This window comes from Qipengyuania sp. MTN3-11, from assembly GCF_042851825.1.
GTDB lineage: Bacteria > Pseudomonadota > Alphaproteobacteria > Sphingomonadales > Sphingomonadaceae > Qipengyuania.
The window spans coordinates 821,980-845,550 of the sequence record NZ_BTGM01000001.1; the positions used below are offsets into that span (position 1 = coordinate 821,980).

The 23,571-nt window shown below is 66.7% G+C and carries 19 protein-coding genes and 1 other RNA gene; 17 read left to right on the forward strand and 3 right to left on the reverse strand.

Annotated features, from left to right (window positions below):
• The first annotated feature begins 75 nt into the window (after positions 1–75).
• The 4 genes from ACGHN1_RS03950 to rnpB all read left to right on the forward strand — a co-directional run bounded on the left by ACGHN1_RS03950 (position 76) and on the right by rnpB (position 5,284).
• Positions 76–735, forward strand: a complete 660-nt coding sequence (locus ACGHN1_RS03950) for a histidine phosphotransferase family protein (protein WP_390548516.1) — start codon at positions 76–78, stop codon at positions 733–735.
• A gap of 110 nt (positions 736–845) precedes the next feature.
• Complete coding sequence (locus tag ACGHN1_RS03955) at positions 846–1,496, forward strand: N-acetylmuramoyl-L-alanine amidase (RefSeq protein WP_390549763.1); 651 nt, start codon at positions 846–848, stop codon at positions 1,494–1,496.
• Positions 1,497–1,588: 92 nt separating this feature from the next.
• Positions 1,589–4,846, forward strand: coding sequence for a PDZ domain-containing protein (locus ACGHN1_RS03960; RefSeq protein ID WP_390548518.1), 3,258 nt, complete (start codon positions 1,589–1,591; stop codon positions 4,844–4,846).
• A 43-nt stretch (positions 4,847–4,889) separates the two neighbouring features.
• Positions 4,890–5,284: RNase P RNA component class A (gene rnpB, locus ACGHN1_RS03965), an RNA gene on the forward strand.
• Here rnpB and ACGHN1_RS03970 read toward each other — a convergent pair.
• The gene (locus tag ACGHN1_RS03970) at positions 5,285–6,787 is read right to left on the reverse strand and encodes an acetyl-CoA acetyltransferase (RefSeq protein WP_390548520.1); all 1,503 of its coding nucleotides are present in this window, start codon (positions 6,785–6,787) and stop codon (positions 5,285–5,287) included.
• 75 nt (positions 6,788–6,862) lie between these two features.
• Here ACGHN1_RS03970 and ACGHN1_RS03975 point away from each other — a divergent pair, with 75 nt between their 5' ends.
• The 4 genes from ACGHN1_RS03975 (at position 6,863) to ACGHN1_RS03990 (ending at position 10,373) form a co-directional block, all read left to right on the forward strand.
• A complete protein-coding gene (locus ACGHN1_RS03975; protein ID WP_390548522.1) occupies positions 6,863–7,840 on the forward strand; it encodes an NAD(P)H-dependent flavin oxidoreductase in 978 nt (325 codons plus the stop codon).
• On the forward strand, positions 7,837–8,577 hold the full coding sequence (locus tag ACGHN1_RS03980) for an SDR family NAD(P)-dependent oxidoreductase (protein ID WP_390548524.1): 741 nt from the start codon (positions 7,837–7,839) through the stop codon (positions 8,575–8,577). Before ACGHN1_RS03975 ends, ACGHN1_RS03980 begins: the two co-directional genes overlap by 4 nt.
• 4 nt (positions 8,578–8,581) lie before the next feature.
• Positions 8,582–9,604 (forward strand): aldo/keto reductase, encoded by a 1,023-nt coding sequence (locus tag ACGHN1_RS03985; RefSeq protein WP_390548526.1) that lies wholly within the window; start codon positions 8,582–8,584, stop codon positions 9,602–9,604.
• A 94-nt stretch (positions 9,605–9,698) separates the two neighbouring features.
• The gene (locus tag ACGHN1_RS03990; RefSeq protein ID WP_390548528.1) at positions 9,699–10,373 is read left to right on the forward strand and encodes a response regulator transcription factor; all 675 of its coding nucleotides are present in this window, start codon (positions 9,699–9,701) and stop codon (positions 10,371–10,373) included.
• A 76-nt stretch (positions 10,374–10,449) separates the two neighbouring features.
• Here the strand turns inward: ACGHN1_RS03990 and ACGHN1_RS03995 are convergent, their stop codons facing one another.
• Entirely contained in the window at positions 10,450–13,233 is a 2,784-nt protein-coding gene (locus ACGHN1_RS03995) for a TonB-dependent receptor domain-containing protein (RefSeq protein ID WP_390548530.1), read from the reverse strand.
• Between the two features lie 90 nt (positions 13,234–13,323).
• Positions 13,324–14,889: a hypothetical protein gene (locus ACGHN1_RS04000; RefSeq protein WP_390548531.1), complete on the reverse strand. Its 1,566-nt coding sequence runs from the start codon at positions 14,887–14,889 to the stop codon at positions 13,324–13,326.
• 252 nt (positions 14,890–15,141) lie between these two features.
• Here ACGHN1_RS04000 and ACGHN1_RS04005 point away from each other — a divergent pair, with 252 nt between their 5' ends.
• The 9 genes from ACGHN1_RS04005 (at position 15,142) to virB11 (ending at position 23,479) form a co-directional block, all read left to right on the forward strand.
• Complete coding sequence (locus ACGHN1_RS04005; protein WP_390548533.1) at positions 15,142–15,507, forward strand: tetratricopeptide repeat protein; 366 nt, start codon at positions 15,142–15,144, stop codon at positions 15,505–15,507.
• 141 nt (positions 15,508–15,648) lie between these two features.
• Entirely contained in the window at positions 15,649–16,278 is a 630-nt protein-coding gene (locus tag ACGHN1_RS04010; RefSeq protein WP_390548535.1) for a lytic transglycosylase domain-containing protein, read from the forward strand.
• An 8-nt stretch (positions 16,279–16,286) separates the two neighbouring features.
• A complete protein-coding gene (locus tag ACGHN1_RS04015; RefSeq protein WP_390548537.1) occupies positions 16,287–16,589 on the forward strand; it encodes a TrbC/VirB2 family protein in 303 nt (100 codons plus the stop codon).
• A 1-nt stretch (position 16,590) separates the two neighbouring features.
• The gene (locus tag ACGHN1_RS04020) at positions 16,591–16,875 is read left to right on the forward strand and encodes a type IV secretion system protein VirB3 (protein ID WP_390548539.1); all 285 of its coding nucleotides are present in this window, start codon (positions 16,591–16,593) and stop codon (positions 16,873–16,875) included.
• 24 nt (positions 16,876–16,899) lie between these two features.
• A complete protein-coding gene (locus ACGHN1_RS04025; RefSeq protein ID WP_390548541.1) occupies positions 16,900–19,320 on the forward strand; it encodes a VirB4 family type IV secretion/conjugal transfer ATPase in 2,421 nt (806 codons plus the stop codon).
• On the forward strand, positions 19,317–20,498 hold the full coding sequence (locus tag ACGHN1_RS04030; RefSeq protein WP_390548542.1) for a type IV secretion system protein: 1,182 nt from the start codon (positions 19,317–19,319) through the stop codon (positions 20,496–20,498). The genes ACGHN1_RS04025 and ACGHN1_RS04030 overlap by 4 nt, the downstream gene beginning before the upstream one ends.
• A complete protein-coding gene (locus ACGHN1_RS04035; RefSeq protein WP_390548544.1) occupies positions 20,495–21,280 on the forward strand; it encodes a TrbG/VirB9 family P-type conjugative transfer protein in 786 nt (261 codons plus the stop codon). Before ACGHN1_RS04030 ends, ACGHN1_RS04035 begins: the two co-directional genes overlap by 4 nt.
• Positions 21,280–22,425, forward strand: a complete 1,146-nt coding sequence (locus ACGHN1_RS04040) for a TrbI/VirB10 family protein (protein WP_390548546.1) — start codon at positions 21,280–21,282, stop codon at positions 22,423–22,425. Before ACGHN1_RS04035 ends, ACGHN1_RS04040 begins: the two co-directional genes overlap by 1 nt.
• 16 nt (positions 22,426–22,441) lie before the next feature.
• A complete protein-coding gene (gene virB11 / locus ACGHN1_RS04045) occupies positions 22,442–23,479 on the forward strand; it encodes a P-type DNA transfer ATPase VirB11 (protein ID WP_390548548.1) in 1,038 nt (345 codons plus the stop codon).
• Positions 23,480–23,571: the final 92 nt, after the last annotated feature.

A 23,571-nucleotide genomic window follows, 5' to 3' on the forward strand; every position in this document is an offset into this window, starting at 1 on the left:
CACTGGCGCGATCACGGTTAATGCGTCTAGGACAGTGTAACACATGGTCCATCCTTCAGGAAATTGTCTGACTTTATGAACGAGGTGTCTTCTACCGATCTCGCCGCGATGCTCTGCTCGCGGCTGTGCCACGACATGCTCTCGCCGGTGGGCGCGATGTCCAACGGCCTCGAACTGCTCGCCAGCGAGACCGATCCGGAAATGCGCCGCAACTGCATGGAATTGCTCGAGCAGAGCGCGACGATCTCGACCAACAAGCTCAAGTTCTTCCGCCTCGCCTTCGGCGCCGCCGGGGGGTTCGGCGAACGGGTGCCGGTCGAGGAGCCCAAGGCGCTGGTCGAGGCGCTCGCCAGAGACAAGGGGCGGATCGAGGTCGAATGGGCGCTCGGGGGCGCGAACCTCTCCAAGCCCGCGGTCAAGGTGCTGCTCAATTTCGCCCAGATCGCGCTCGACGCGCTGGTGCGCGGAGGGCGTCTGGATATCGGCGCGGAACTGCGCGAGGGCGCCTGCGAGATCGTGGTGCGCGCCGGCGGCGATCGGATCGCCTTCGACGAAGTCATCGGGCGGGCACTTGAGGGCAGCCTGCCCGCCGAGGAGCTGTCGAGCCGCACCGCGGCGGCGCACATGATCCAGCTGCTCGCCCGGGAGTGTGGCGGCGGGTTGCAATACGCGCTGGGCGAGGACGCGCTGGTCCTCGGCGCAGTGCTGCCCGAGCCCGAGGGGCTGATCGGATGAGCGACGGGAAGGGGGCGAGCGATTTTGGCCGGCTCGGCGAGGGGCTACCCTCCAGCAAGGACGAGCTGGTCGATCGCGAGGTGCTCTCGCCCAATCACGACGAGCGGACCATGCCGATCGACATGGTGGTGATTCATTACACCGAGATGGAGGACAAGGGCTTCGCCATCGAGCGGCTCTGCGATCCCGAGGCCAAGGTCTCCGCCCATTACCTGATCGGCGAACAGGGCGAAGTCGTCCGGCTGGTCCCCGAGGAGAAACGCGCGTGGCACGCGGGCGTTTCCTACTGGCGGGGCCACAAGGATGTGAATTCCTGCAGCGTCGGAATCGAACTCGACCATCCGGGCCACAAATACGGCTATCGCGATTTCAACGAGGCGCAATTCGAGGCCCTGGTTCCGCTGGTGGCCCGGATCGTGAAGCGCTACGACATTCCCCGCGCTAATGTCGTGGGCCATTCGGATGTCGCTCCGGCGCGCAAGATCGATCCGGGCGAACTGTTTCCCTGGGAGCGGCTGGCCGAATACGGCCTCTGCCTGCCCACACCCACCAAGCTGTCGCCCGACAACCCCTTCGACAACGATGCAGCCTTCTACCTCGCGCTCGAGCGCTTCGGTTACGACGTGACCGACGGGTACAAGGCGGTCGAGGCGTTCCAGCGCCGCTGGCGGCCGCGCAAGATCGACGGCGAGATCGATGGCGAAATCCGCGCGATCCTGTTCCAGCTGCTGCTCGACCGCGATCAGGGCCGGACCCGCTGATCTGCCAAAGGCGGGCCGCGGTCGACGAATGGCCTTCCCTTTCCTGGCGCTTGGAGGCAGGCTCCACCGCGTAAAAACAGGGAGACTTCACGATGATCCGCACGCTGGCCGCTGGCCTTCTCGCCACCACCGTATTCGCCTCGCCCGCGATGGCGCAGACCAAATTGCTGCGCGACCCGGCCCTGTCGGACAGCCATCTGGCCTTCGCCTACGCCGGAGATATCTATGTGGCCGCCCCCGACGGATCGAACCCCCGCCGCCTGACCAGCCATGCCGCCGACGAGCGGGATCCGGTGTTCTCCCCCGACGGTTCGATGATCGCCTTCAGCGCCAATTACGACGGCAATTACGATGTCTTCGTGGTCCCCACCGCCGGCGGAACGCCGAAGCGCCTCACCTGGCACCCGGGCGCGGACTATGCGTCCGACTTCTCTCTCGACGGCCAGCATATCGTATTCAATTCTGCACGGGAGGTCGGAAACGGCCGATCGGCCGAGCTCTACCGGGTACCGGTGGCCGGTGGTTTCCCGGAGAAAATCTCCGAGATCAAGAGCCGCGGCGGCACATACGATCGCGCGACCGGGCAGTTCGCCAATGTGCCCGGCATGAGCGGTTACAACGGCCTGTGGGGCGGCTCGTCCGGCTGGCGCGGCTATCGCGGCGGAACCGTTCCCTCGATCGAAGTCGTCGATTTCGAGGCCGATACACTGACCGAGATTCCGGGCGAAACGACCACCGAATTCGATCCTGAGTGGATGGACGGACGGCTCTATTTCCTGTCCGACCGCAACGACAAGGTCTTCAACGTCTTCACTGCCGATCCGAGTGGCGGCGAGCCGACGCAGATCACCAACGAGACCGAATGGGACGTCCGTGCCTTCGATGTCAATCGCGGGCGGATCGTCTACGAAGCCGGCGGCGAGCTGAAGTTCGTCGACCTCGCCAGCGGTCAGGCCGGCGCCCTGCCGATCGCGCTGGCGCCCGACCTGCCGATGCGCCAGCCGCAGTGGAAGGACCTCAAGGGCCAGATCGAGGACGTCCGGCTTTCGCCTTCGGCGAAGCGTGTGGCGGTGACCGCTCGCGGCGAGGTGTTCACCGTACCCACCGACCAGGGCAGCACCCGTAACATCTCGAGCAGCGCCGCGGTGCGCAATTACACCGGAATCTGGTCGCATGACGGGACTCAGCTTGCCTATCTCACCGACGACGAGGGCACGCAGACGCTGGTGATCGAGGATCAGAGCGGGATCGAGCCGGTGCGCCGCATTCCGCTGGGCAGCGATTTCTATCGCCTGCTCGACTGGGGCGGTGACGGGAAGCACCTGATCTATTCGAGCAACCGTCTGGCGCTGCATGCGCTCGATGTCGCCACGGGATCGAGCTGGCAGATCGACCAGAGCGCGCGCCGCAACGGCGACAATGCCGCAGTCCTGTCGCCCGAAGGCCGGTGGCTCGCCTACACGCGCCGCGGAGCAAACTTCAACGCCTCGCTCCATCTCTACGATCTGGCGCAGAGGCGTTCCTATCCGGTCACCGGCGAATTCGCGGACATCGGATCGCCGGCCTTCTCGAAGGACGGCAAGCTGCTGTTCTTCGCGGCATCGACCAATGCCGGGCCGCAACACGTCGGCCTCGACATGACCAGCCAGGAACAGCCCTATCGGGCGGGTCTCTACGCGGTTGTCCTCGAAGCCGACGGCGAATCCCCGCTCGCGCCCGTACTGGCCGAAGAAAGTGCGGAAGCCGCCGCCGGTGACGACGAGGAAGAGAAGGATGCCGGCGCGCCGGTCGTCGATCCGACGAACCTCATGCGACGCACCGTCGCGCTTCCGGTGCCCGAAGCATCCTACGGCAGCCTCGCCAGCGGCAAGGACGGAGCCTTGTATTACGTGAGCTACGTCCAGCCCGGAGATTCGAACGCGGCACCGGGCAGCGGCAACCCCCAGGCCGACGCTCAGCTCAAGCGGTTCGATTTCGAGAAGCGCGAGGAAAAGGAACTGACCCGCGGCGTGACCGCAGTGCAGACCGACGCCGCCGGCGAGAACCTGCTGCTGATGAAGGCCGACCAGAGCATGGTGACGAGCAAGGCCGGGGAAACGCTCGACCCGAAGCCGGTCGATCTTTCGGGGCTCAGGATGCAGGTCGATCCGGCAGCCGAATGGCGGCAGATCTTCAACGACGTCTGGCGGATGGAAAAGGCCTATTTCTACGATCCGAACATGCAGGGCCTCGATTGGGAGGCGGTGCGCGAGAAGTATGAGCCGCTGCTGGCCCATGTCGGGCGACGCGAAGATCTCAACGAACTGCTGGTCGAGATGATCGGCGAGATGCAGGTGGGGCACAACCGGACCGGTGGCGGCGACGTCTACGACGATTCCACCGGAAGTCCGGGCTTGCTGGGGGCCGACATCGCCCTGGAGGGCGGACGCTACCGGATCGAGCGGATTTTCGACGGCGAGCAGTGGAACCCCTTCATCGAAGCACCGCTCGCCGCGCCGGGCGTCGATGTGAAGGAGGGGGATTACATCCTCGCCGTCAACGGTCGTGAACTGAGCGCTGCGGACAACATCTTCGAGGCGTTGTCGGGTTCGGCCGGGACGCAGGTGGCCCTGACCGTCGCCAGCACGCCGTCGGGAACCCGGCGGACCTCGATCGTCAAACCGGTCGCCAACGAAAACGGCTTGCGGCTCTGGACCTGGGTCGAGGACAATCGGCGCCGGGTCGATCAGGCGACCAACGGCCGGGTGGGTTACGTCTATCTCCCCAACACCGCCGACGCCGGATACACCTTCTTCAACCGCATGTATTTCGCCCAGTCGGACAAGCAGGCCGTGATTATCGACGAGCGCTCCAACGGCGGGGGCCAGGCGGCGAACTATGTCATCGACGTTCTCAGCCGTCCCTATCTGTCGGGCTGGAAGGATCGCGAAGGGCTGGTCTTCGATACCCCGGGCGGCGCGATCCATGGCCCCAAGGTCATGCTGATCGACCAGGATGCGGGTTCGGGCGGTGACTGGATGCCCTACGCCTTCCGCGAGGCCGAGCTCGGCCCGCTGATGGGCACGCGGACCTGGGGCGGTCTGATCGGCATCAGCGCCAATCCGGGCCTGATCGACGGCGGGTATGTCACCGTGCCCTATTTCCGCTTCTTCGATAACGAAGGGCGCTGGACCATCGAGAACATGGGCGTTTCGCCGGACATCCCGGTCGAGCTCGATCAGATGGCGCTGGAGCAGGGGCGCGACACGCAGCTCGAGACGGCGATCGCCTGGACCCTGCGCGAACTGGAGAGCAATCCGCCGCGCGATCCCAACTGGGCACCGGCCTATCCGACGCGCGTCGGCGAATAGGCTGGCTTGGCAACCCGGTGGCGAGGCCCTACATCCCTCGCCGCCAGGGGGCCGGGCAGCCGCGGGTTTCGATCCGAGGAAAGTCCGGGCTCCACCAAGCAAGGGTGGCGGGTAACGCCCGCCGGGAGCGATCCCAGGGAAAGTGCCACAGAGAGCATACCGCCGATGGAGGGCAACCTCACAGGCAAGGGTGAAAGGGTGCGGTAAGAGCGCACCGGGGCCTCGGCAACGCGGCCCGCATGGCAAACCCCACCCGGAGCAAGGCCGAATAGGGGCGGCGCGCCGTTTTACGGCAGGTGTGCTTTGCATCGACCGCTCGGGTTGGCTGCTCGAGCCGCGGAGCGATCCGCGGCCCAGATGAATGGCTGCCCCCGCAGCGCCGGTCCTTTTCGGATACCGGCTGCGGGACAGAACCCGGCTTACAGGCCCCCTGGCACCCTAGGCGAAGCTCCAGATTCCGGCCTCGCCCGGTTCCCGCGCGATCGTTCCGCGGCTGCCGATCGCTTCTCGATCACCGCTTTCGAGCCGCTTGATCGCCGTCTTGTTCGCGGCTGGAACGACGGCGAGCGTCCGCGCGCCCGCAGGCGTGCTGGCCACCACGGTGCCTGATCGCGGGGCACCGTCGCGGCCGTAATGCACGGTATAGGTCTCGATGGTGGCCGGACCGGCATAAGTCTCTTCGACCACCGGCACCGGCCCGCGCAACGCATCGGCCTCCCCCTGGTGGTCGTAGTCCTGCGGAAATGTCGCGCCGGTCGGCCGGCCCGAGAGCAGGATCGTGTGGTTGTGGGTCGCATAGCCGCCATTGGCGAAGAGCAGCCCCTTGCCGTCCGTGCCGCGCAATTTCTCCACCATGCAGGCCAGCGCGTGGCTCATGTAATTGCCGATCGGGCCGCCGCCGAAGGTGAGCCCGCCGAAGACCGTGATCGGCTTGTCGAGTGGCCAGTCCAAAACCCGCCGCGCCATCTTGGGAACGCAGGGAAAGCAGGAATAGAGCTCGACGAGATCGAGATCGGGGGATGTCACCGCGTTCAGACTCAACGTGCGGCGGATGGACACTTCGAGGCCCGGAGAACCGCGATAATCGGCGCGTGCGAGGAAATTGCCGTCCTCGTGCGCCGCCGCGCCGTGGCCGATATGGACGATCCGTTCGTCCTGCACGCCGCGGCGGCGTGCCTCGGCAAGGCTGGCAACGATGAAGCCCGCGCCCTGGTTCACGCTGGAATTGGCGACCTGCAACTTGGTGTAGGGAAAGGCGATCGGACGATTGCGCTCGGTGGGGGTGACGATCTGCTCGGGCGCAACGGGTTCGCGTATCCAGGCATGATCGTTCGCCGCTGCGACCTCGCTCATGCCCGACCACAGCGTGCCGCTTTCGGCCTGACCCTGGGCAAGCGTCTGGCCGTATTGGGCCCGCAGCGCGTTCTCGTAGAGCGGGTAGACATCCACCGGCACCACCAGCCCGTGCATCGGCGCGAAGCCTTGGCGAACGCGGTGGCTCGCGTCGCGCAGGGGGTTGGGCTTCTCGCCGTCCTCGCGCATCTTGGCGACCGCGAGCTGCCCGGCGGTGCGCAGCGCCTCGCCGCCGACCACCGCGCAAATGCTCGCCTCTCCGGCACCGATGCGGTTCGCCGCATCATGGAGCAGACGGATCGGGCTGTCGCCATTGGGCATCGCGGTCTGCTCGCGATGCGCGGGCGCAATGCCGAGCGTGTCGGCGAGCTTTCCGTCGACCGGGTTGAGCTGCGGCCAGCCGAGCTGGCTCACCACCGAAAGATGGTCGCAATCGCCAATCATTCCGCCGCCCGCATCCCGATCCGCGCGCCGCAGGGCCGCGGCCATCAACCCCACGGGATCGAGCCCTTCGGCGGGATCGTCAGGGCGGTCGTTCACCTGCCCCACGCCGACGATCACCGGGGTCCGTTCGTCTGCCTGCACCATCGGCCGATCTCCCTTGCCTGCCACCGGCCCGGTCGATACGCGTTGCAAAACGAAACACAAAGTGGAGAGCCCGGCATGAAGACCCGCATCACCGAAATGTTCGGCATCGAGCATCCGATCATCCAGGGCGGCATGCATTACGTCGGCTTCGCGGAGATGGCGGCGGCGGTCAGCAATGCGGGCGGGCTCGGCACGATCACCGGGCTGACGCTCGGCACGCCGGAAAAGCTGGCGGACGAAATCGCGAAATGCCGGGACATGACCGACAAGCCCTTCGCGGTTAACCTGACCTTCCTGCCGACGGTCAACGCGCCCGACTATCCCGGACTGGTGCGGGTGATCATCGAGGGCGGGGTGAAGGTGGTGGAAACGGCAGGCAACAATCCGGCGCAGGTGCTGCCCTATTTCAAGGACGCCGGGGTCAAGGTGATCCACAAATGCACCAGCGTTCGGCACAGCCTGAAGGCGCAGTCGATCGGTTGCGACGCGGTCAGCGTCGACGGGTTCGAATGCGGCGGTCATCCGGGGGAGGACGACATTCCCAACATGATCCTGCTGCCGCGTGCTGCCGACGAGCTGGAAATTCCCTTCGTCGCCAGCGGCGGCATGGCCGATGGGCGCAGCCTCGTCGCCGCGCTGGCGATGGGTGCGGAGGGCATGAACATGGGCACCCGCTTCATCGCCACCATGGAAGCGCCGGTGCACGAAAACGTGAAGCAGGCGATCGTCGCGGCCAGCGAACTCGACACGCGTCTCGTCATGCGGCCGCTGCGCAACACCGAGAGGGTGATGACCAACGCCGCGGTCGAGGAACTGCTCGAGATCGAACGCGAAAAGGGCGCCGATCTCGCATTCGAGGACATCATCGAACAGGTCGCCGGGGTCTATCCCAGGATCATGACCGAAGGCGACATGGATGCGGGCGCGTGGTCCTGCGGCATGGTCGCGGGGCTGATCGACGACATCCCGACCTGCAAGGAATTGATCGACCGGATCATGGCCGAGGCCGACGCGATCATCGCGGAACGGCTTGCCGGGTTGCGGGCAGCATGAGCGCGCCACTCGACTTTTCGGGCAAGACCGCGCTCGTGGTCGGCGGCAGCAGCGGCATCGGCAACGGGATCGCGCACGGTTTCCGCGAGGCGGGCGCACGCGTGATCGCCACCGGCACCCGGGCATCGGCAAGCGCTTACGCGGCCGAAGAGGGCAGCGATCTCGAGGGACTCGAATTTCGTACCCTCGACGTCTCGGACCGCACCGCTATCGATCGCTTCGGCTGGCCCGATCCGCTCGACGTGGTGGTGCTGTGCCAGGGCGCGGTCCGATACGGTCGCGAGGAGTTCGAGCGCGCGGGCTGGGATGAAGTGCTTCAGGTCAATCTCACCTCGGTGCTCGACTGCGCCAACGCGGCGCGCGGCGCGCTGGCGAAGAGCGGCGGTTCGCTGATCGTCATCAGCTCGGTCAGCGCCTATTACGGGCTTCGCGCCAACCCAGCCTACGGCGCGAGCAAGGCCGGGGCGGTGAGCCTCGTCAAATCGCTCGCTGCGGCCTTCGCGGAAGAAGGCATCCGGGTGAACGGCATCGCGCCGGGCTACGTTCTCACCAAGCTCAACCGCAGCTTCCTCGGCGAGGAAGACTTCCAGAAGAATGCGATCGCGGGGATCCCGCGCGGGCGGCTCGGAACGCCCGAGGACATGGCGGGCGCGGCACTGTTCCTCGCCTCGCCGCTCGCGGACTACATCGCCGGACAGACGATCACCGTCGACGGCGGCATGACACTGGCAGGATAGCGACATGGAATACGTCAATCTCGGCCCCACCGGCCTCAAGGTCTCGCGGCTGTGCCTCGGCTGCATGAGCTACGGCGATACAGCGCGCGGGTGGCATGGCGACTGGGTCTTGGACGAGGCGCAGTCCCGCCCCTTCATCCGCGAAGCGGTCGAGGCCGGGATCAATTTCTTCGACACCGCCAACATGTATTCGCAAGGCGCCTCGGAAGAGGTGATCGGCAGGCTGCTGCCCGAATTCGCCCACCGCGACGAGATCGTGGTGGCGACCAAGGCCTTCCTGCCCTGGCGCCGCGCGCCGAACGCTGGCGGGCTTTCGCGGAAAAGCCTGTTCCAGGCGGTCGACGATAGCCTTGCCCGTCTCGGCATGGATTACATCGATCTCTACCAGATCCACCGTTGGGACGAGACCACGCCGATCGAGGAAACGATGGAGGCGTTGCACGACATCGTGAAGTCCGGCCGGGTTCGCTACATCGGCGCTTCGTCCATGTATGCCTGGCAATTCGCCAAGGCGCAGGAGGTCGCGCGCCGCAACGGCTGGACGCCCTTCGTGTCGATGCAGAATCACCTCAACCTCCTCTACCGCGAGGAAGAGCGCGAGATGATCCCGCTGTGCCGCGATCAGGGGGTGGGGCTGATCCCGTGGAGCCCGCTCGCGCGCGGGAAGCTGGCGCGGAGCTGGGACGAGAGCACGGTCCGTAGCGAGACCGACGGCTTCGGCAAGACGCTCTATCGCCAGAACATCGAGGCGGACCGGGCGATCGTCGAAGCGGTCGGCGCGATCGCCGAGGCGCGCGGGGCCGAACGGGCGAGCGTCGCTCTGGCGTGGCATTTCGCCAAGGGCGTGACCGCACCGATCATCGGCGCGACCAAGAACGGACATATCGCCGCCGCCGTGGCGGCAATGGATCTGGCGCTGAGCGAGGAAGAGATCGCGCGGCTGGAGAGCCCCTATCTGCCCAAGCAGCCGGTCGGTGTGGAGACCACGTCCGGCGGGGATTGGCAGCTCACCGCGAAGCGCGGCTGAAGGTTTTCGCGCCGATTGTGACAGCCGCAGGTTCGCCGTCATATCGGCGTCATGCAATCGCGCCATCCCCCGTCGAGGCAACGGGGGTTTCGTCGTGGATACTGTCACGATCTTTCTGACCAGCGAAGAGGTCGAGACCTTCGAGGATTTCATCCACGACGGGCGCCGCTATGTCTTCGAACGCCTCGCTTCGGACGGGCCTTCGCGTCTTGCGGACGGCCCGGTGTGGATCTTCGTCGACTGGGTGATGGACGAGATGTCCGGCCTCGAGATGTGCCGCCGGCTGCGGGCCGACAGCCGCCTGGCCGATGCCCATGTGACGATGATGCTCGAAGGCGAGACCGAGGACGAGCGGCGGCGGGCGCTGCGAGCCGGGGCCGACGATTACATGCTCGCGCCGCTGGACCGGACCAAGGTCCTCGACCGGGTGCTCGCGGTCCATGCCCCCGCAGGCCAGCGCAGGGCCACCCAGATGATCGAGGAGGGCGATCTGAGGATCGATCTCGGCGCCTTGCAGGCGCGCTGGGCGGGCAAGCCCCTGGCGCTGCAGCCCAACGAGTTCCGCCTGCTGCGCTTCCTGGTCGAGAACCCGGACCGGGTGCTTTCGCGGCTCGCGCTCATTGCCGGCCTCGGCAAGCAGGACCCGCCGATCGACGAGCGCACGGTGGATGTCTGGATCGGGCGGTTGCGGCGCGCGCTCAAGGCTGTCGGCGCGGGGCACAAGCTGCGCACCGTCCGCTCGATGGGCTATGTCTGGGACAGCGACTGAACAGCCGGCACTGCTCATGAAAAAGGGGGCCGCTCGCGCAGCCCCCTCCTCGGTGTAACCCCAGTTCCGTGAAGCGTCAGAACTCGGCGGAGATCGACGCGCTGAAGATCCGCCCGACGCGGTAGGTGTTGATCTCGATGCGGTTGTCGCCGAATTCCTGGAATTCGAAATTGTCGCGGCCGAAGATGTTGCGCGCCTCCAGCGACAGTTCGAGCTGTGTGCCCATCAGCTGGACGCCCTGACGGGCCACGAGGTCGACCGTCAGGCCCGGGTCCTCGATCACGTCGGGCTGCAGGAAGCCGCGACTGGTCACGCGGTCGCTGGCGTAATTCAGCAGGACCGTGAACTGCGAGAGCTCCTCGGTGTCTTCGAGGCTGAGCTGCAGATTGCCGACATGGTCGGACTGGCCGGTAAGCCGGTCGCCATCGTCGAAGTAGCGGTTGGCGAGGTCCGAGCCCGCCGGCGGGACGAAGGTGACGTCCGTGGGGGCGACCTTGATCTCGGAATTGGTGAAGGTGTAGTTGCCGCGCACCACGAATTGGCGTGTGGCGAAGAAATCGCCCCAATTCACCAGGTCGAAAGAATATTGCAGCTCGAACTCGGCGCCGTAGAGCTGGGCTTCCGGAGCATTGGCATAGCTGGTGATGAACCCGCCGCCGGCGTTGATCGCCACGAAGGCCTCGATCGGATCGTTGATCTTCTTGTAGAAGCCGGCGAGGCTGATCCGGTCGGGTCCGCCGAGGTAATATTCCAGCCGTGCCTCGGCGTTGATCAGCGTGCTGTCGACGAGGAACGGATTGCCGCGGAAGGTGCGGTTGCTCTCCGGATCGAAATAGGTTTGTTCGACCAGCTCGCGGAACTGCGGGCGGGCCAGCGTGCGGGATGCCGCGGCGCGGAACTGCAGATCGTCGGTGATCAGATAGGTCAGCGTGGCGCCCGGCAGGAAATAGTCGTTCGCCAGGAAGGTGGAGGTCGCGCCGGGGATCGGCGTGTTGAAGATCGACTGGTCGAGAGCGACGGTCTGCTCCGCGTCCTCGTAGCGCACGCCGGCCTCGATGGTCAGGGCGTCGATGGGCACGTAGTTGAACTTGGCGTAGCCGGCCTTGATCTCGAGCGCGGCGTCGAACACCGGGAACGGGCTCGCCTCGTCGAGAGTGATGTCGAACAGCGCCAGCGCAGCCCCGTTGATGATGTCGCCCGGACGCCGCAGCCCGATGATCGGGATGAGCAGCGGATTGGGGGTGAAGACGAAGCTCTGCCCGTTGTCGGGGTCCGTGAGCGTGATCGGCGAAATTTCCGCGCCCGGCAGGAATTCCCTCCGCGAGGAACGCCGGTCGGTGTCGGTATAGGCACCGCCCACCGTGACGGTCAGATTGTCCAGAGCCTCGTAGCTCAGGTCGACGCCCGCGAAGCGCAACTTCTCGGTCAGATCGTCGAAGGAGACGCGGCTGAGCCCGGTATCGGTCGCGCGGTTGAGATAGACCGCGAACTGCTCGCCCACCGAATCCGCGACATCCGGAGTCGCATCGGGGATATTGGTCCTGGTGTAGGAGAAGGTCGTGTTGAACGGCGCCTCGCGATCGGTCTGCGAATAGCCGCCGCGCAGATCGACCGACAGGCGGTCGAACTCGAACTCGCCGACCAGCTGCGAGGTGATCAGCTGGCGCTCGAACCAGGCGGTGTTCTGGTCGATGAAATCGAAGCCGCTGGCGCCCAGCAGGGGGCGGGTGCCGACGCCCAGGCGCGCGGTCTTCAACGTGTCGCGGATATAGACATTGGTGAAGCGAACCGTGCTCTCGCCCATGTCTAGGCCGATCCCGAGCAGGCCGTTCACCAGCACGTTGTTGTCGGTGATGAAGGTGGTGAAATCCTCGTTGATCACCGAAAGATCGGAATTCGCGAGCTGCGAGCGAACGTTGCGGTTGCGCCAGGAATTCGAGATGCCGGCCGACGCGATGATGCCGACAAACGCATCGTCGCCGACCTCGAAGGACGTGCCGCCGGCCACCGTGCCGGAGAAGTTCGGCGGCAGGCTGTTGTCCTTCTGCAGGGTGACCAGATTGAGCGGGAAGATCTGCCCCGCGATCCCTTCCTGCGTGGCGATCGAAGTGTCCTCGATCCGCTCGCCGCTGGCTATGAAGGCCTGCAGGTTGGACGGCAGGTCGCGGTTGCCGTTGTCGAAGCCGAAGGGATCGAGATCGGAACCGTAATAGGTCAGACCGTCCTCGAAACTGGTGATCGAATTGATGCCGATCCCGGCGCTGAGCTTGAGGAAGCTTTCCTCGGGCACGGCGCGGGTCGTGAGGTTGATCACGCCGCCGCCGAATTCGCCGGGGAAGTTCGCCGAATAGGTCTTCTGCACCAGCGAGGAGGCAACGAGGCTGGTGGGAAAAATGTCGAGCGGGACCACGCGGCTGAGCGGTTCGGGGCTCGGCAGCGGGAGGCCGTTGAGAAGCGCAAGCGAATACCGATCGCCGAGGCCGCGCACGAAGACCCGGCCGTTGCCGACGACCGAAAGGCCGGTGACGCGTCCCAGGGCACCGGCGATGTCGCCTTCGCCGGTCCGGGCGATGTCCTCGGCGGTAAGAACGCTCAGCACCTGGCCGGAGCTGCGCGAGATGTCGCGCACGCGCCGTCCGGTAACGACGATCACGCCGCCGGGGACGGAGACGTCGACCTCAGCCTCGGCATCGAGATCCTCGGCCGGATCGACCTGGGAGGCCGCTTCTTCTTCCGCTTCCTGGGTGCTCGGATCGTCCCCGGGAGGAGTGGTCGGGGCGTCCTGCGCCGCAACCATGGCGGGTGAAGTCAAAGCCGTTCCAAGCAGCAGGATCCCTGCGAGACGTGCGCCGGTCGCCATCGTTATGTCCCTCGTTTTGTATCGAAACTTATGTTCTGGGTGAATGGAAAGACCGGGGCTCCCTTGCGGGAACCCCGGGTTTTCCGTTCCTTACGAGTAGACCGGGATGCGAGTGCACAGACCGGCGGCGCTGCCGAAATCGACGGTCGCCGAGTTGCAGGTCCAGTCGCGGTACCAGGTGTCCTGAGCGTTCCGGACCGCCCCGATATAGGTGGTGGCATCGAAGAACGAGGAGATCGTGGTCGGGTTGGTCGCGGTCACGCCGGTCTCGTTCGTGCCGTTCACGATCACGCCGGTCAGGCTGATGGTGAAGCCCGAATTGTTGGCGGACGAATCCGCGACGAAGTCGGACTGGACCTGAGCATCGGTCGGAGCCGTATCGCCGCCGCGGTTGGGCCGCGTCGCACTGCAATCGCCGACCACCGAGAAATAGTCGGGGTCCGCCGCGAAGGTCGGCGCATCGTCGATACGGATGCAGGGATCGCCATCGCTGTCGATGACGCCGTTGATCAGGTTCAGCTTGGCACCGCCGTTGGCCCGCACCGACTGCGAGGAGGCGGAGCTGCGCTGGACGAAGGTGAAATTGGCGACGTTGAACACGGTCTGCGGCCGCGAGGCGACCGGACGCGAGGCCGAATCGGCCGAGTCGAGCTCGATCAGGCTGTCGCCGCCGCCGGTACGCTGCACGCCGATTACGTACTGCAGGTTCGCCTGGGCACCGGTGTCGACATCGAAGCTGTCGTCGTCGGCGCCGGTGGCGATGACGTTCTTGATGTTCACCGCTCCGCCGAAGAACTCCATGCCGTCGTCGGAGGAATTGTGCGTCTGGAGATAGCGGATGGTGGTACCCGAACCGATGCCGCCGGTGGTCAGCGACTGCAGTTCGTTGCCGGGCGCCAGGCTGAAGCCCGAATAACGGATCTGGACATATTGCAGCGAACCGGAATTGTCGGCGTTGTTGGCTCCGCCGAACAGCGTCGTGGTGGTCGCACCTTCCAGTTCCTGTTCGCACTGCGGGTTGGCATTGGGTGCCGCATCGGTGTTGATCCCGCCGGCGCGGCAGTCGGAGACCCGGCCGCGGCCGAGAAGCACGACGCCGCCCCATTGGCCGATCGAGGAATCATTGCTGAGGCCGAGGACGTTGTCGCGGCTGGTGAAGACGATCGGGCGCGTGGCGCTGCCGTTGGCGATCAGCTGGTTGCCGCGATTGGCGACCAGGAAGGACCGCCCGGTGCCGCCGAACACGGTCACGCCCGGCTGGATGGTCAGCTCTACGGTCGAGCCGGTGCTGGAGAAGCCCCGGTCGGCGCCGATGTCGACGCGGCCGGGAAGCGAATAGAGCAGCCCGGCGATGAAGGGCAGCGTGTCGTCGGCATCGAAGAGCGCGGGGAGCGAGCAGACCCGATAGGTTCCGGTCGGCCCGGTGATGGTGCCGGCATCGGTCAGCCCGCCGGTCGAATTGATTGTCGGGCAACCCGCCGCCGGAGTGACCAGCGAGGAGGTCGGGGTCGGAGTCGGTGTCGGCGTCGGGGCCGGGTTGGTGATGTCGACGTTGATGTCGCCCGAAGTGCCGGGCGAAACGATTTCGTCGCCACCGCAGCTGGCGAGAGCCAGAGCGGAGCAGGCGAGTACGAGCGAGCTTTGGAATTTTTTCACGAGCGACGGTCCCCTCAAAAAACCGATGGAAATGGACGCGAGATCAGGTTCGCGAATCGCTCGCTAGAGCTGGCAGATGACAGTTCGGGGTGCTCGGTGACACTAATCTTACAGTTTCCACGCTTTCCCAGACGATAATGTTGCGGACAACGCCGGCAGCTTGAAATGACGGAAAGATGACAATGTGACAGTTTGGTTGCAGTCGTCGCACCCGGGGTGCATCACCGGCTGCATGGAAATGGGAGAACGGACATGAGCATCCTAGCAATCGCAGCCGCCATAGCCTTCGCGGGCCAGGCCTCATCCGCTACGGTCGATGTCGCGCGGGACGAATTGCTTGCCGGGCGGAACGCCGCAGCGATCGCCACGATCGGGGCGAACGAGGAACTCGACGACAGCGATCCGGCGCGTCTCATCAACCTCGGTGTGGCGCACGCCCGCCAGGGCGAAAGCGATCGCGCGCGGCAATTCTTCAAAGCCGCGATGAAGATCGACGATGCGATCTATCTCGAAACCGCCGATGGCGACTGGATCGAAGCGCGGCGGCTGGCCGCGCGGGCGCTGGCGATGCTGGAGCGCGGCGATTTCGCCGCGAGCGCGCTGGTCGCCAGCCGCTAGATTCCGCGAGTATCGGGCCCGGCGGACGGTCGCGGGCCCTCCGGGCGACCGGCGCCTCGGTACGAACCCGTTCCAATCGTAGCGTTCCTTGTCACCCTGATGTCATGTATAGGGGGCAGGGGAACCGGATTGGAGGGCCAGATGATTCTTCGCGCGGGCCTGCGCACCGTTCTTACCGCCGGTATGGTTCTGGCGGCGATGCCGGCAAAGGCCGATGTTCTGCAGATCGACGAGGGTGAAGCGCGCTGGATCGCCGGCGGCGGGACCGAGGTCGCGTCCGACGTCACGGCCCTGGGCAGCGATGGAAACGCCGAAGAAGTGCCCGCCGATCTCGCACTTCCCGATCGCGCGATAGCCAAACCGCATCTGCACGCCGCCGCCGTGCCGCAGGCCTACAAGGCCAAGATTGCCGAACTGGCGACCCGCTTCGACATCAGTCCTTCCCTGCTGGAGGCGGTGGTGTGGCAGGAGAGCCGGTGGCGCGCCGACGCGGTATCGCCGGTCGGCGCCCGGGGCCTCGCCCAGCTGATGCCGGGGACTGCCCGCGATCTGGGTGTCGATCCCGCCGATCCCTTCGCCAATCTCGAGGGCGGCGCGCGGTACCTGCGCACCCAGCTCGACCGTTTCGACGGCGACGTCGAACGCGCGCTGGCGGCCTACAATGCCGGTCCCGGCCGCGTCGAGCGTGCGGGCGGCATTCCCCGAATCCGCGAGACCCAAAAATATGTCGCCGCCATCATGGGCCGGCTGTCCGACCATTCCCGGGAGTAGTTCTACCTATGCGTTCGATATTCCGCGCCGCCGCCCTGGCGCTGCTTTCCTTTCCCACCGCCGCCATGGCGCAGGCCGCCGACCCCGCCGGGTCGGGTCCGATCGTCGCCGCGCTCGGCTGGCTGCAGGGCACCCTGCTCGGAAATGTCGCCACCGCGGTCGCCGTGATGGCGGTCGCCGCTATCGGCTTCATGATGCTGACCGGCCGCTTGAACTGGCGCTTCGGCGCGACCGTGATCATCGGTGTCTTCATCCTGTTCGGCGCGGCCTCGATCGTCGCCGGCATCCAGGGCGCGACGGCGGGGGTGTGAGGTGACGCAGCTCGCCCGCCATCCCGTACATCGCGCGCTGACCCGCCCGCAGATGTTCGCCGGCGTGACCTACAATTATTTTATCATCAACGGGATGGTGACCACCGAACTGTTCCTGATCACCGGCAGCTGGCTGGCGCTGCCCGCCGCGCTGCTGATCCACGGCGTGGGCTATTTCGCTTGCCTGCGCGAACCGCGCATCTTCGACCTGTGGATCACCAAAGTCTCCAAGTGCCCGCGGGTGAAGAACTACAACCGCTGGGGCTGCAACAGCTACGCGGCATAGGCCGCAGACAAGGACCATGACGGCATGAGCAAGTGGAAAGGAGCCGCGGCCTGGAGCGCGAAGGAAGCGCGCGCCGGCGACCGGCTGCCCTACGCCCGGCTGGTCGACGAGAGCACCATGCTGCTGCGCGACGGCAGCGTAATGACCGCGCTGCAAGTCCCCGGCCTGCTGTTCGAGACCGAGGACAGCGAGGCCCTGAATGCCCACGCCGCCACGCGCGAGGTGATGCTGCGCTCGACGCTCGATGCGCGTTTCGTGCTATATCATCACGTCGTGCGCCGCCGGGTCGAGGTGGATCTCGACGCGGAATTTCCCGATCCGCTGAGCCGTCATATCGATGCGCGGTGGAAGGAACGGCTCGGCTCGGGCTCGCTCTTCATCAACGACCAGTTCGTGACGCTGATCCGCCGCCCGGCGCGCGGCAAGGCGGGGCTGGTCGAGCGCGCGCAGAAGAAGATGAGCCGGCGCAAAAACGAGATCGAGGCCGATCCCAAGGACCTGCGTTCGCTCAAGGCCGCCGCGCAGGGGCTGGTGGCCTCACTCTCGGCATACGGCGCACAGGTTCTGGGCGATTATGTCGGGCCGCAGGGCAATGCGAACAACGAGATTCTCGAACTGCTCTCCGCGCTGTACAACGGCGAGATGCGGCCGGTGCGGAAACCGACGGACGATGTCGATATCGGCCATATGCTGCCCTATCGCCGGGTCAGCTTCGGGATCGACGCGATCGAGCAGCGCGGCTCTGGCTCGCCCGACTTCTCCTCGGTGCTCGGCCTCAAGGACTATCCCGAGGCGACCAGCCCCGGCCTGCTCGACTCTCTGCTGCGCCTGCCGTTCGAGATGGTGGTGAGCGAGAGCTACGCCCCGACCGAGCGCCAGACCGCGCGCGAACGCATGGACCTTGCCATTCGCCGCCTCCGCAGCGCGGACGAGGAAGCCGCCGCCGAGCGCGCCGACATGCTTTCCGCGCGCGACGAGCTCGGCAACGGCGCGGTCGGCTTCGGCGACCATCACCTGACCGTGCTGGTGCGCGAGCGCGATCTCGCCAGGCTCGACGATGCCACCGCCGCCTGTGCCGCGGCGATCGCCGATACCGGCGCGATCGCGGTGCGCGAGGATACCAATCTCGAACCCGCTTTCTGGGGTCAGTTTCCCGGCAACGAGGGCTATCTGGTCCGCCGCGCGCTGATTTCCAGCGCCAACATGGCGAGCTTCGGTTCGCTGCATGGCTTCGCGCTCGGCCAGGCATCGAACAATCACTGGGGCGAGGCGGTGACGCTGCTCCAGACCACCAGCGCGACGCCGTTCTTTTTCAATTTCCACCACGGCGATCTGGGCAATTTCTCGGTCATCGGGCCGTCGGGTTCGGGCAAGACCGTGGTGATGAATTTCCTCGCCGCGCAGGCGCAGAAGTTCCGCCCGCGCACCATCCTGTTCGACAAGGATCGCGGCGCGGAACTGTTCGTGCGCGGCATCGGCGGCAATTACGATGCGATCCGGAGCGGCGAGCCGACCGGGTTCAACCCGCTGAGCCTGCCCGACACGCCCGGCAACAAGGCGTTCCTGCGCGACTGGCTGGGCGTGCTGCTCAAGGCGAGCGGGCCGGAAGAGGAAGCGACCATCGCCGGGGCGGTCGATGCGGCCTATGCCAACGACGCCTCGCTGCGCCGGTTGCGCAATTTCCGCGAGCTGCTGTCGGGCGCCCGCCGCCCGCAGCCGGGCGATCTCGCCGATAGGCTGGCGGCATGGATTAACGAGGGCGAACACGCCTGGCTCTTCGACAATGCGGCCGACCGGCTCGACATGTCGGCGCGCGTGCTCGGCTTCGACATGACCGCGCTGCTCGAGAATCCGCGGCTGCGCACGCCGACCATGATGTACCTCTTCCACCGGATCGAGGAGCGGCTCGACGGGGATCCGACGATGATCCTGATCGACGAAGGCTGGAAGGCATTGGACGACGAGGTCTTCGCCGCGCGCATCCGCGACTGGCTCAAGACCCTGCGCAAGCGCAACGCGCTGGTCGGTTTCGCCACCCAGAGCGCGCGCGACGCGCTCGACAGCCGCATTTCGACGGCGCTGGTCGAGCAGACCGCGACCATGGTGTTCATGCCCAACAGCCGCGCGCGGGCGGAGGATTATTGCGACGGCTTCGGCCTGACCGATCACGAGCTGGCGCTGATCCGCACGCTGCCGGCGCACAGCCGCTGCTTCCTGGTGCGCCAACCCGACGCCAGCGTCGTCGTGCGGCTCGACCTGTCTGGCGCGCCCGAAGTGCTGACCGTGCTGTCAGGCCGCGAGAGTTCGGTCCGGCGGCTCGACCTGCTGCGCGAGGCGGTGGGCGACGAGCCCGCCGAGTGGTTCCCCTCGCTCACCGGCAGCGCCTGGCCGGGCGGCACCAACGATCTCGGGATCGATCCTCGAGACAGGCTGGCCGCGGAATGAACACGCAGGTCTGCCAGCAAGCGGCACAGCAGGTCGGCTCCGGCATCTCCGCCGCGCTGACAGCGGTGGACTGCGTCGCCGGCGAGGTCACCGGGCAGGCCTTCGGACGCCTGTTCGCGCCGGGCGGCCAGATGGCGACGGTGCTCACCATCCTGCTGACGCTCTACGTGGCCTTCTTCGCGATCCAGCTGCTGACCGGGCGCGCGACGCTCGGCGTGCGGGCGCTGACGCCGCGGATGATCACCGTCGGCCTCGTCATCACCTTCGCGACCAGCTGGGTCGCCTATCAGAGCGTGGTCTGGAACCTCGCGGTCGGTGCGCCCGACTGGCTTGCCGGCATCCTGACCGGCAGCGACGGCTCGGCCACCCAGACCTTCGCGCAGAAGATCGACGTCGTCTTCCTCGCCATCCAGGAGGCGAGCGGAGAGCAGCAGAGCGACATCTCCGCCTTTTCGCCGCAGGGCATGATGTGGATGGGCGCGATGCTGTTTTTGCTCGGCACCGTGGGCCTGCTGGTGACCGCGCGGATCGCGCTCGCCGTGCTGGTGGCGCTGGGACCGGTCTTCGTCGTGATGGCACTGTTCAATGGCACCCGTGGGCTGTTCACCGGCTGGGTCAAGGGGCTGACCATGCTTGCGCTGGCGCCGCTGTTCGCGGTGCTCGGCGGCAGCGTCATGCTCGAACTCGCCGTGCCGCTGCTCTCCGCGCTCGTCGCCAATCCCGGCCAGCCCGATCCGCAGGCGGCGATGGGCTTCTTCCTCGTCGGCGCGGTGCACGTCGCGCTGATGCTGCTGGTCCTCAAGACCGCTGCGACCATGGTTTCGGGCTGGACCGTGTTCGGCCTCGCCAAGCCGGAGAAGGAGGAAGGCGGTTCGCGCAGTCCCGCACCGGCGCCGGCACCGGCGGTCCAGGCGCAGGCCAATCAGGCGCAGCAGGCGAGCCAGAGCCTGGCCGCGGCCCGGCGTATCGACGTCTCCGCGCCTGCAATCGCCGGCGCCGCCAACGACAGCGGGGGCATGGGAGGCGGCAGCGCCGGCACTCACCGCACCACCAAGGTCTTCGCCACCTCTTCAGGCTCGGCTCAGGTGTCGCCGCTCAAGGGCGGGCCCTCGCGCGCCGCCGGTGTCGGCAGCCGCTTCCGCGCCGCCGCTCCCCGTTCCACGGAGAAACTGAGATGATCCGCCCCCTGGCACTGGCCACCGCCCTGGCCCTGGTCGCGATTCCTGCCATTGCGCAGGACGCGCGGCTGGCCGAGGTCGAATACGACGAGACGCGGGTGTTCCGCATCGAGGGCAAACCCAAGGTCCAGGCGACCATCCGTTTCGCCGAGGACGAATCGATCGAGAACGTCGCCATCGGCGATTCCGCCGCGTGGCAGGTGACGCCCAACAAGCGCGCCAATCTGCTTTTCGTGAAGCCGCTGGAACCGCGCGCCGCGACTAACATGACCGTGGTCACCAACAAACGGACCTATCTGTTCGATCTGGTCGCCGCGCCGACCGGCAAGCCGCTCTACGTCCTCAGCTTCACCTATCCCGACGAGCCGGTGCCGGAGGCGGAGACCCCGCGGATGGCGGTGGACGAGCGCAGCGAGGTCGAGCGCGCCGCGACCGAGGACGGGCTGGCGGTGATCGATCCCTCGGACCTCAATTTCGCATGGTCGGGCTCGGGCGAGGAGAATCTGCTGCCGACGCGTGTCTTCGACGACGGCACGGCGACTTTCATGACCTGGCCCGTCGGCCGGCCCGTCCCCGCCATATTGATGACCAATAGCGAGGGTACGGAAGGTCCGGTGAATTTCACCGTTCGCGGCGACACGATCGTGATCGACGGCGTCCCGCGCGAAATCGTGTTGCGATCCGGAGCGGATCGCGCGGTCATGGTCAACAGCGGCCCGGATCGGCCCGAAACCAGCGCGGCCCGCGATGCGGCATTCGCGCTTTCAGCGGAGGTGAAGTGATGCGTCTGGCGATGAAGATGCCGCCGAAACACGCCGGTACCGGCGCGGCGAACGATGTCGATCCGCGCGACGAGGAAGATCACGATGTGATCGACCTCGCCAGCCGCAATTCCTATCCGCTGGTGGCGCGCCCGGGGGGCAAGAGCGGTTCGATGGGCATGGTCGCCGGCATCGCCCTGGTCGGCGCGATCGGGGCGATCACGCTGTGGAGCATGAACTCGGCCCGGCTGGCCGAACCCGAAGGCGTCGGCAATCCCGACATCGCGCCTGCCACGCAGACCGCGCCGGCCGAGACCGTGGCGATGGTCCCGGACCAGGCGGTGACCCAGGTCACCCCCACAGGCGTCGTCCAGCAGCCCGATCCCGCGCCCCAGCCGATCTATGCCGCTCCTCCGCAGGCAGCACTCGGCCCCGCCGCCAATCCCTACGCCAGCCCGACGGTCGTCTTCGATGCCGGCGCGGCCCAGGGCCTGGGCGCTGCCACTTCTCCCGCCGAAGGTGCCGCCGTGGCACAGGGTGCCGGCGAGAGTGGCAATTCGGCGAACGATTTCGCCAGCCGTATCGGCGGCGTGGGAGGTGCGCCCGCGCAGGCGAAGGCGATGACCAATCCCTCGACCACCGTCACCCAGGGCACGCTGATCCCGGCGGTGCTGGAGACGGCGATCGACACCAATGTGCCCGGCTATGTCCGCGCGGTGGTCAGTCAGGACGTGCGCAGCTTCGACGGCAGCAAGGTGCTCGTCCCGCGATCGAGCCGGCTGATCGGCCAGTACCAGTCGGGCCTGCAGAACGGCCAGCGCCGCGCCTATGTGATCTGGACCCGGCTGATCCGGCCCGACGGAGCCTCGGTCAATCTCGCTTCGCCGGCGATCGGCTTCGACGGCACCACCGGGCTCGCCGGCAAGGTTTCGGGCGCGGGCTTCTTCCGCCGTTTCGGTTCGGCCATGCTGCTCTCGGTCGTCGGCGGGCTCGGCAGCCTCGCCAGCGGCGGCGCGGCGGGCGTACTGATCGGCGGGGCCAGCCAGTCGGCGGCATCGACGGCGGCGCAGCAGGACGGCCAGCGCGGCCCCACGGTGCGGGTGCGCCAAGGCGAGCCGATCCGCATCTTCACCGCCCGCGATCTCGACTTCTCCTCGGTCAGCTGAGCGGCGGTACCCTCGGATGAGCGCGGACATCCATCCCTTCAAATCGTCCGTGGCCGACGACGATCTGCCTTCCGTCGACCTTCCCGGAGAGCGCAGCGTCTATCTCGACGCCTATCTCGCGCCGTTCGCCGAATGGCTGGAGCGCGACACGGTGACCGAGATCATCGTCAACCGGCCCGGCGAGGTCTGGATCGAAGACGCGGCCGAGCCGGGGATGCGCAAGCATCTGCGTCCCGAGATCGACGACCGGCTTGTCCAGCGGCTGGCCGAACAAGTCGCCCGGGTGAGCCATCAGGGGATCAACCGCGAACACCCGCTGCTGGGTGCCACTCTGCCCGCCAAAGGCCACGAGGGCGGCGCGCGCATCCAGTTCTGCGGCCCGCCCGCCGCGCGCCGGCACTGGGCCATGGCGATCCGCCGGCACCGCCGGCTCGATCTTCCGCTCGATGCCTACGACACCGGTCCGCTCACCCGCGCGGGCGAGATCGCCATGCCCGACCCGCAGGCCGAGCCGGTCGCCTTCCTGCGCGAGGCGATCCGCCAGCGTCAGACGATCCTGATTTCCGGCGGGACCAGCACCGGCAAGACGACTTTCCTTAACGCCATGCTCGGCGAGATCCCGGGGCACGAGCGCGTGGTTCTGGTCGAGGACACGCCCGAACTGCGGCTCCCTGGCGAGAACGGCGTCGGGCTGGTCGCGGTGAAGGGCGAGCTCGGTGAGGCCAAGGTGACCGCCAACGAATTGCTCCAGGCGGCGCTGCGACTGCGCCCCGATCGCATCGTGCTCGGCGAATTGCGAGGGGCGGAATCGGTGTCCTTCCTGCGCGCGATCAACACCGGCCATCCCGGCAGCTTCTCCACGATCCACGCCAACAGCCTGCGGGGCGCGCTGGAGCAGCTTTCGCTGATGGTGATGCAGACCGGGATCGGGCTGACCCGGTCCGACACGATCGCCTATGCGGCGAGCGTGATCGACGTGATCGTCCAGCTTGGCAGGGATGCCGGCGGCAAGCGGGGCATCACCCAGATCGCCCGGAGTTCCGAGATCGCCTGAACCCCTGGCGCGGCGCGAATGCCACAAAAGCGCAACAATACTTCGTTGCCGCTTGCTTAAGCACAATTTGATGATAGCTTCTCGCGTCTGGA